This is a genomic window from Okeania sp. SIO2B9, from assembly GCF_010672505.1.
Lineage (GTDB): Bacteria > Cyanobacteriota > Cyanobacteriia > Cyanobacteriales > Microcoleaceae > Okeania > Okeania hirsuta.
Window position 1 is genome coordinate 1 of sequence record NZ_JAAHGK010000281.1, and the last position, 6,788, is coordinate 6,788.

The following is a 6,788-nucleotide window of genomic DNA, read 5'->3' on the forward strand; positions in this document are numbered from 1 at the left end:
CCAATCACGTTCGTTCATTGATAGCCAAAACTTTAGGCTGGTCTGATCCACAAAAGATAGGAATGCACGAACCTTTTATTGACTTAGGATTAGATTCTCTGATGACAGTGGAATTGAAAAATAGGTTGGAGTCAACTTTAGAGACAAATTTGAGTTCTACATTGTTATTTGATTATCCTACTCTTGAGGCGTTGGTTGGGTATTTACCTGATGCAATTCCTCTGGAATTTTCTGTAACAGATAGCTCAGATAAAGAAGGTAATAACTTGTCTGGTGAAGAAATTGATTTTAAGGCTGAAACAATTTTAGACCCGACAATTGTTATTAGTACTACGGTTGGGCAGAATATTGTTAAGCCTAAGAACATTTTCTTAACAGGAGCGACAGGTTTTATTGGAACTTATTTGCTTGATGAGTTATTGCAAAATACCTCAGCCAATATATACTGCCTAATTCGGGCTAATGATACTGATTCAGCTAAACAAAAACTCAAAGATAAATTAGAATCTTATTGGCTCTGGGATGAGGATAAATTTGGCTCCAGAGTTATTCCTGTAGTAGGAGATTTGTCTAGTAAGTTTTTCGGGCTACCAACAGAAGAGTTTGACTTCCTTGCCAATGAGATTGATGTTATTTATCATAGTGGAGCTTGGACTAATCATCTTTACCCCTACAGTATACTCAAACCAACTAATGTTATAGGAACTCAAGAGGTTTTAAGATTAGCTGCTCAAACTCATGTAAAAGCTGTACATTTTATGTCTACTTACATAATTTTATTATCATCTATTAATGATGAAGGTACAGCTATTCTTGAATCTGAACCTTTAAGTGATGAAGCTAATAATTTGACTAATGGTTACTTCCAAAGTAAATGGGTAGCAGAAAAATTAGTAGCGGCAGGGAGGGAGCTAGGAATTCCTACCTGTATATATCGCTTAACGACGATAACAGCAGATGCTAATACTGGTGCTAGTAGAATTGATGATATAGTTTGTCGCTATGTTATGGGTTGTATTGAATTAGGAATGGTGCCAACTTTAGAAGGTAAATTAGAGAACTGGGTTCCTATAAATGAAACAACTAAAGCGGTTGTTCACTTGTCTCAGCAAGAGGTATCTTTGGGTAAAACATTTAATTTAGTCAATCCTAAATCTACATCTTGGAACAATGTATTTGATTTTATTTGTTCTTTAGTTCCTTCTGTGAAAAAAGTTTCATCAAATGATTGGCAGATAGCTTTATCGAATCATCCCGAAAACTCGGTCTATCCTTACTTTTTTGGAGTGCAGGCTGGAACGGGTAAATTGACAGAAGAAGAGTCCAATATACTTTCAGGAGTTACTATTGACGATCGCAATACTAAGAATGGGTTACTCGGCAGTGAAATTGCCTTTAGCTCTATAGACAAGCAATACCTAGAAAAAATGCTCTCATATTTGAACAAAAGTGGCTTTTTAAGCTTACCTTCTTAGAGCTAAATCAGAAAACAAGTTACTTCGGAGAGAAGTAGCTTGTTTTTGGGTGTTGCCGAACCAAAAGATGAATCTTTGCAGAAAAGGTAAATTCCATCTTTGAATTCTTCTTTTTCTAAAACTCTTAGGAGTTACGCATGAACGCTATTAGTAGGGTGTGAAGCACCCTAGCGTAACGGAGCTAGAGCCTGTATATAGTGTCTTTGCGTAAGTCCTGACTCTAATACAATTCATCACAAATCCTCGTAATTAAGTTCTTACTATCTGGAGAGATTAAATGGAAACATCAAAGAACGAACAAAGTACAAGTGTGGATGAAATTATGGAACTCGAACGCGAAACGTGTCGGTACCAAAGTGGAATCCGCTGTATTACTATGACGGTAGATATCTCCCCAACTTTATACACAAAGGATACCAACGGACATAATATTATTTCATGAATATCAGAGAATTTATCAGTCTGATCAAAGTTATATCATGTCCGGTTGAATACTTACACTTTGGAGGAGGTAAGGCAGAAGGCAGAAGGCAGAAGGCAGGAGGCAGGAGGCAGGAGGCAGAAGCGGTGCGACCCCGCGTCGGCGTCAGACGCAAGGGAATGCGCACCAAGAGAGGAAAGAAAAGGTTAGAAGGGAAAAAGTTTTTTTATCACGCTATTATCCGGACATGATATTACTATTCTTTGGAGAAAAGTAGCTTGTTTTTGAATTTTGACAACCTATTTAGGATTGCTGTATGATACAACATGAGTAAGTATTCAATTAGGTATGCATAATAGGCATCATCTGAAAAAAAACAAATAATTAGGGAAGAAAAATGACACAAGGAACAGAAATGACAGATAGTACAGTTGCAAAAGATGCTATTGTTGGAACATGGAAACTTGTCGAGATGAAATGTGTAGATGAGCAAGGAAACATAAGTTATCCCTTTGGCAAAGATCCCGTATCCTACATCATATATACTGAAGAGGGACATATGTCATTCTCAATTATAATGAGTAATCGCTTGAAGATGGGATTACTTGTAGAAGAAATCATGGATATGGGGTATGGTAGAAAACCTAAGATAAATATATTTAAGTATCTTAAAGCAGGTGTTCGATATCTTCAGGCAGTGCAAAAGTATGTTGGTTATATGGGTAAATATGAAATTAAAGATAATAAAGTTATTCAGCATATTGAAATTAGTGTAATTCCAGATTTAATCGGTATAGACATGGAACGGACTCTTGAAATTTCAGGAGATATACTTGTACTAACTGGATCGTATCCGCAGTATAGAGTTGATTCTACTTTGAAACGTGTTTCCTAGTACTCACTGGGTGGCAAGTAAATTGAGTCTTTCTCAGAACGAAGAAAGACAGCTTGAGTATAGTTAATGGTACAGTTGTGAGTTAGTAGTAGATGGATTTTTTCCATCATCAAAGACTTGCTCAAACTACCGTTATTTTCAAGATATATCCTTAATGAAAACTTATGATTGTCAGTCTTGTGGTATGTCTATAGACTGTGCATGAGATGGTAGTATTAATTTAAAAAGGTGAGTGCGTAATTCTGAGGTCTCCTCAGAATGCAAGACACACTCAACAGATGCAGTCGGCTTAGATATTAGATGCCTGTGGACGGAGTGCTGCCGACTTCCGGTAGAAGCAGGAAGTAAAAATTAGAGGAGTAATAACAGATTCAAGGTGCATAGCTTTGAGTAGGTTAAACGTTGCACTTGTAGCTATATAACGTTTTATATCAGTTTTATGAAGGAGTAAGCAAAATGATGAAAACACTGCCAGACGGTCCCAAAACTCCCAAACTTTTGCAGCAACTTCATTGGTTAGTCGATCCAATGAGTTATCTGGAAGGAGTCGCACAAAAGCCATATCGGGATTTTTTCAAGCCAGAGCCTCTTGGTTTGGGCCCCTCCCCCTTGTTCATCAGCCACCCCAAAGCATTACAGCAGATTTTTACGGATACCAAGAGCTTTACAGCCCCCGGAGACCTGAACCAGATTTTCCGTCCTTTTATAGGAGACTACGCACTGGTATGTCTTTCAGGAAAAAGCCACAGACGTCAGCGCCAACTGCTGACGCCTCCCTTGCATGGCGATCGCATGGCTGTCTACGGTGAACTAATCTGCAATCATGCATCTTCGGCCTTTGAACAATTGAAAATGAGTCAAACATTTTTGGCTCATACTACCATGCAAGAGATTGCCCAAAAAGTAATCTTAAAGGTCTTGTTTGGTATCAGGCAAGAAGAACAAACAGAACGCCTTCGGAAATGTGTGAAGAACCTATCAGATATTTTTAATCATCCCTTAAATTATATCTGGATGTTTTTCCCCGTACTGCAAAGGGATCTCGGTCCGTTAACTTCCTGGGGACACTTTTATCGCGAAAGGGAGAAAGTTGACGAAATCATCTATGGTGAAATTAGAGAACGACGCTCTTCACCAGACGACAGCCGCACAGATATCCTTTCCCTATTGATGGCAGCCAGGGATGAAGAAGGTCAGCCCATGAGTGATGTCGAAATAAGGGATCAGTTAATGAATCTGCTGATTGCTGGTAACGAAACCTCGGCAACGGGAATGTCTTTGGCCCTATACTGGATTCATAATATGCCCGAAGTTAGGGAAAAGCTATTGGCAGAACTGGATACTTTGGAGGGGAACTTCGATCCGGCGACAATTGTTAAATTGCCTTACTTGTCTGCTGTCTGCAATGAAGTCCTGCGAATTAATCCCATAGCAATAACTTTGATGCCACGGCTTGTGCAAGAGGAGGTTGAACTATTGGGCTATTCTTTGCCCCCTGGAACACTGTTGATTCCCTGTGCTTATCTCACTCACCAACGGGAGGATTTATATCCCGAACCGAAGAAGTTTAAGCCCGAGCGCTTTTTAGAACGTAAATACTATAACTACGAGTTTCTGGGTTTTGGTGGCGGGAGCCGTCGCTGTGTTGGCAACGCCTTTGCGATGTATGAAATGAAGTTAGTTTTGGCCACTATTCTATCAAAATATAAACTAGAATTGGTTGAGCAGAAACCCATTAAACTTCAGCGCCGAGGTCTTAATATCACTCCGGTTGGGGGTGTAAAAATGGTACTCAAAGGTCAGCGATCGCGGCAAGAAACACCTGTAGCGGCAACTGTATAGAACCTATAACAGCTTGACATTTTCTCTCTTTCCCGCTATAATCAAAGTTTAGCGGGAAAAATCCAGAGAACAGAGCTTACGCAAAGACTCTACATATAGCGAAGGCGAATATCATTTGCGCTCCGCAAAGCTCTAAATTAGGCCCCTACAAATAGTGCTTCACAAGTCAATTTGCGTAAGTTCTGTATAAGAATACATTGTGCTTGAAAATTCCAAATTATTGCTGGATAAATGTGTTTCTTAAGAGTTATAGATTCATTTTCACACCAATCTTATATATACCAATTTCCAAAAGTATTGCTATACTTGGGCAGTACTTCAGTTGTCAACTAATCAGCACAAGCGAAATCACTTTGCATACTAATTTCAGCTTGCGTTAATGTTAATTATTCTTATGTTTGCTTCTCCCTGTAGGGACGTTGCATCCAACGTCCCTACCAACTCCCCTACTCCCCTACTCAACGAAATGTAGAAAAGTTGTTGAGAAATGATATTATAGTCATTACTCCAAAATAGCCAGAATATGTAATTAATTTTGTGTAGGTGCTGATTCATGATTGATAATAGAAAACTCTCTGATCCAGAGCAAGCAATGGAAATACTCAATCGCATTGCTAATGCATCAAATGTAGTGGTGAGCGGGCGCATATTGGGTCCCCTGAGCGAAGAAATTGTCAGACAGGCACTGGATCTTATTCAAGAACGTCACCCTCGGCTTAATTCTCGGATCGTGGGTGATTTGGATAATCTTCGTTTTGAAACAGGTGCAAAAAAAATTCCTTTGCGAGTTGTGGATAAGCACCATGAGGAACAATGGCAAGAAATAGTTCTCAAAGAATTAAACACCCAAATCGAGAGTAGTGAGGTGCTGTTGCGAGCTATACTTATTCAAGACCAGGAGCTTGGTAAAAACAGTGCTAGCCATCTGATTATCACAACAAATCACGCCATCTCGGATGGTTTATCAAGTACTCATTTGTATTCAGAATTCTTGAGCTACTGCTCGAAAGTTGCCTCTGGTGAACCGCTCGTTCCAGTGTCCAGTTTATCGGCGCTTCCATCTGTAGATGAATTACTTCCCCCATCAACCAGAGGCTTCAGGGGTAAGATCAATACCCTGTTGTATTTGCTGCAACTTCAGTTAAAACTGCTTTGGCACAGACCAGAAACATTGGAGAAGAACAAGTCTGTACCTCTTGATTCACTGACTTCTGGCAATATTTATAGAAGTTTAGATGCCGACTTTACTGAACAGTTAGTTAATCGTTGTCGCCAAGAAAAAACGACAGTACAAGGTGCGTTATGCGCAGCGATGATGTTTGCCGCAGCAAGAAAAATCAGGCCACAGCAGAAAACGCGCGTGTCCTGCCGGAGTATAGTTAATATACGCAAATACTTGAAACAAGTAGTTGGCAATGAAAACATGGGGATAATGGCTTCTGGTGTAGATTCATTTCATACTCTGGAAACAAATACATCCTTTTGGGAATTAGCTCGGGATGTGATCCAACAGCTAAAAGTTGGCTTAAAGGGTGATAGTATCTTCATCGATATGTTACTTTCGAGGAAGTTTATTGAAATTCTTATGTCTCGCCCTAGTCAAGCAAATCTAACAGTGGCAGTCTCCAATATTGGTAGAGTAAATATTCCCAAAGTTTACGGTCAATTTGAACTCTCAGAAATCAGTTTTGTTGCCTCACAGCCTACACTTAGGGGGTGTTTTTTTGCTGCAGTTGTCACCTTCGAGGGAAAAATGTTTTTGCATTTCCCCTTTGCTATGCCTTCAGTCAGCCAGGAGACAATGGAGACTGTTGTGGATAGTGCCCTTTCCTATCTAGATGATGCAAGCAAGGGGCGATCAACAGTATTAAAATAATTGGACAAATATTAATAAATAAATATAGAAAATCAATTGATGCTCTACTGTAATATCATGTCCGGATAATCAGTTATAAAAAAACCTTTTCCCTTCTGACCTTTTCTTTTCTCCTGCCTCCTGCCTTACCTCTTCCAAAGTGTAATATCATGTTCCCCCTCCGGGGGAGCTACGAATTGCGGATAATCAGTTATAAAAAACCTTCTGCCTTCTAACCTTGCTCTTTCCCTTCAGCATAGCTGCCCTCAGCATAGCTGCCTTCGAGCCACAGATTATGAT

General features: G+C 39.7%; 5 protein-coding genes. All 5 read left to right on the forward strand.

From position 1 onward, the window contains the following. Window positions 1-1,475: thioester reductase domain-containing protein (locus F6K13_RS12125; RefSeq protein ID WP_287287477.1), on the forward strand; the 1,475-nt coding region annotated here is incomplete at its 5' end. Between the two features lie 438 nt (window positions 1,476-1,913). Then, entirely contained in the window at window positions 1,914-2,147 is a 234-nt protein-coding gene (locus F6K13_RS12130) for a hypothetical protein (RefSeq protein ID WP_287287478.1), read from the forward strand. Window positions 2,148-2,293: 146 nt separating this feature from the next. Continuing rightward, window positions 2,294-2,791 carry a lipocalin-like domain-containing protein gene (locus F6K13_RS12135; RefSeq protein WP_287287480.1) on the forward strand — a complete coding sequence of 166 codons (498 nt, stop codon included), beginning with the start codon at window positions 2,294-2,296 and terminating at the stop codon, window positions 2,789-2,791. Window positions 2,792-3,247: 456 nt separating this feature from the next. Then, window positions 3,248-4,633 carry a cytochrome P450 gene (locus F6K13_RS12140; protein WP_287287481.1) on the forward strand — a complete coding sequence of 462 codons (1,386 nt, stop codon included), beginning with the start codon at window positions 3,248-3,250 and terminating at the stop codon, window positions 4,631-4,633. A gap of 553 nt (window positions 4,634-5,186) precedes the next feature. Continuing rightward, window positions 5,187-6,509 carry a condensation domain-containing protein gene (locus F6K13_RS12145; protein WP_287287483.1) on the forward strand — a complete coding sequence of 441 codons (1,323 nt, stop codon included), beginning with the start codon at window positions 5,187-5,189 and terminating at the stop codon, window positions 6,507-6,509. Window positions 6,510-6,788 lie beyond the last annotated feature (279 nt).

Bases quoted from the DNA above. Each gene is read 5' to 3' on its own strand.
- F6K13_RS12145 (WP_287287483.1), top strand. From the start codon at position 5,187: ATGATTGATAATAGAAAACTCTCTGATCCAGAGCAAGCAATGGAAATA.
- F6K13_RS12140 (WP_287287481.1), top strand. From the start codon at position 3,248: ATGATGAAAACACTGCCAGACGGTCCCAAAACTCCCAAACTTTTGCAG.
- F6K13_RS12135 (WP_287287480.1), top strand. From the start codon at position 2,294: ATGACACAAGGAACAGAAATGACAGATAGTACAGTTGCAAAAGATGCT.
- F6K13_RS12130 (WP_287287478.1), top strand. From the start codon at position 1,914: ATGAATATCAGAGAATTTATCAGTCTGATCAAAGTTATATCATGTCCG.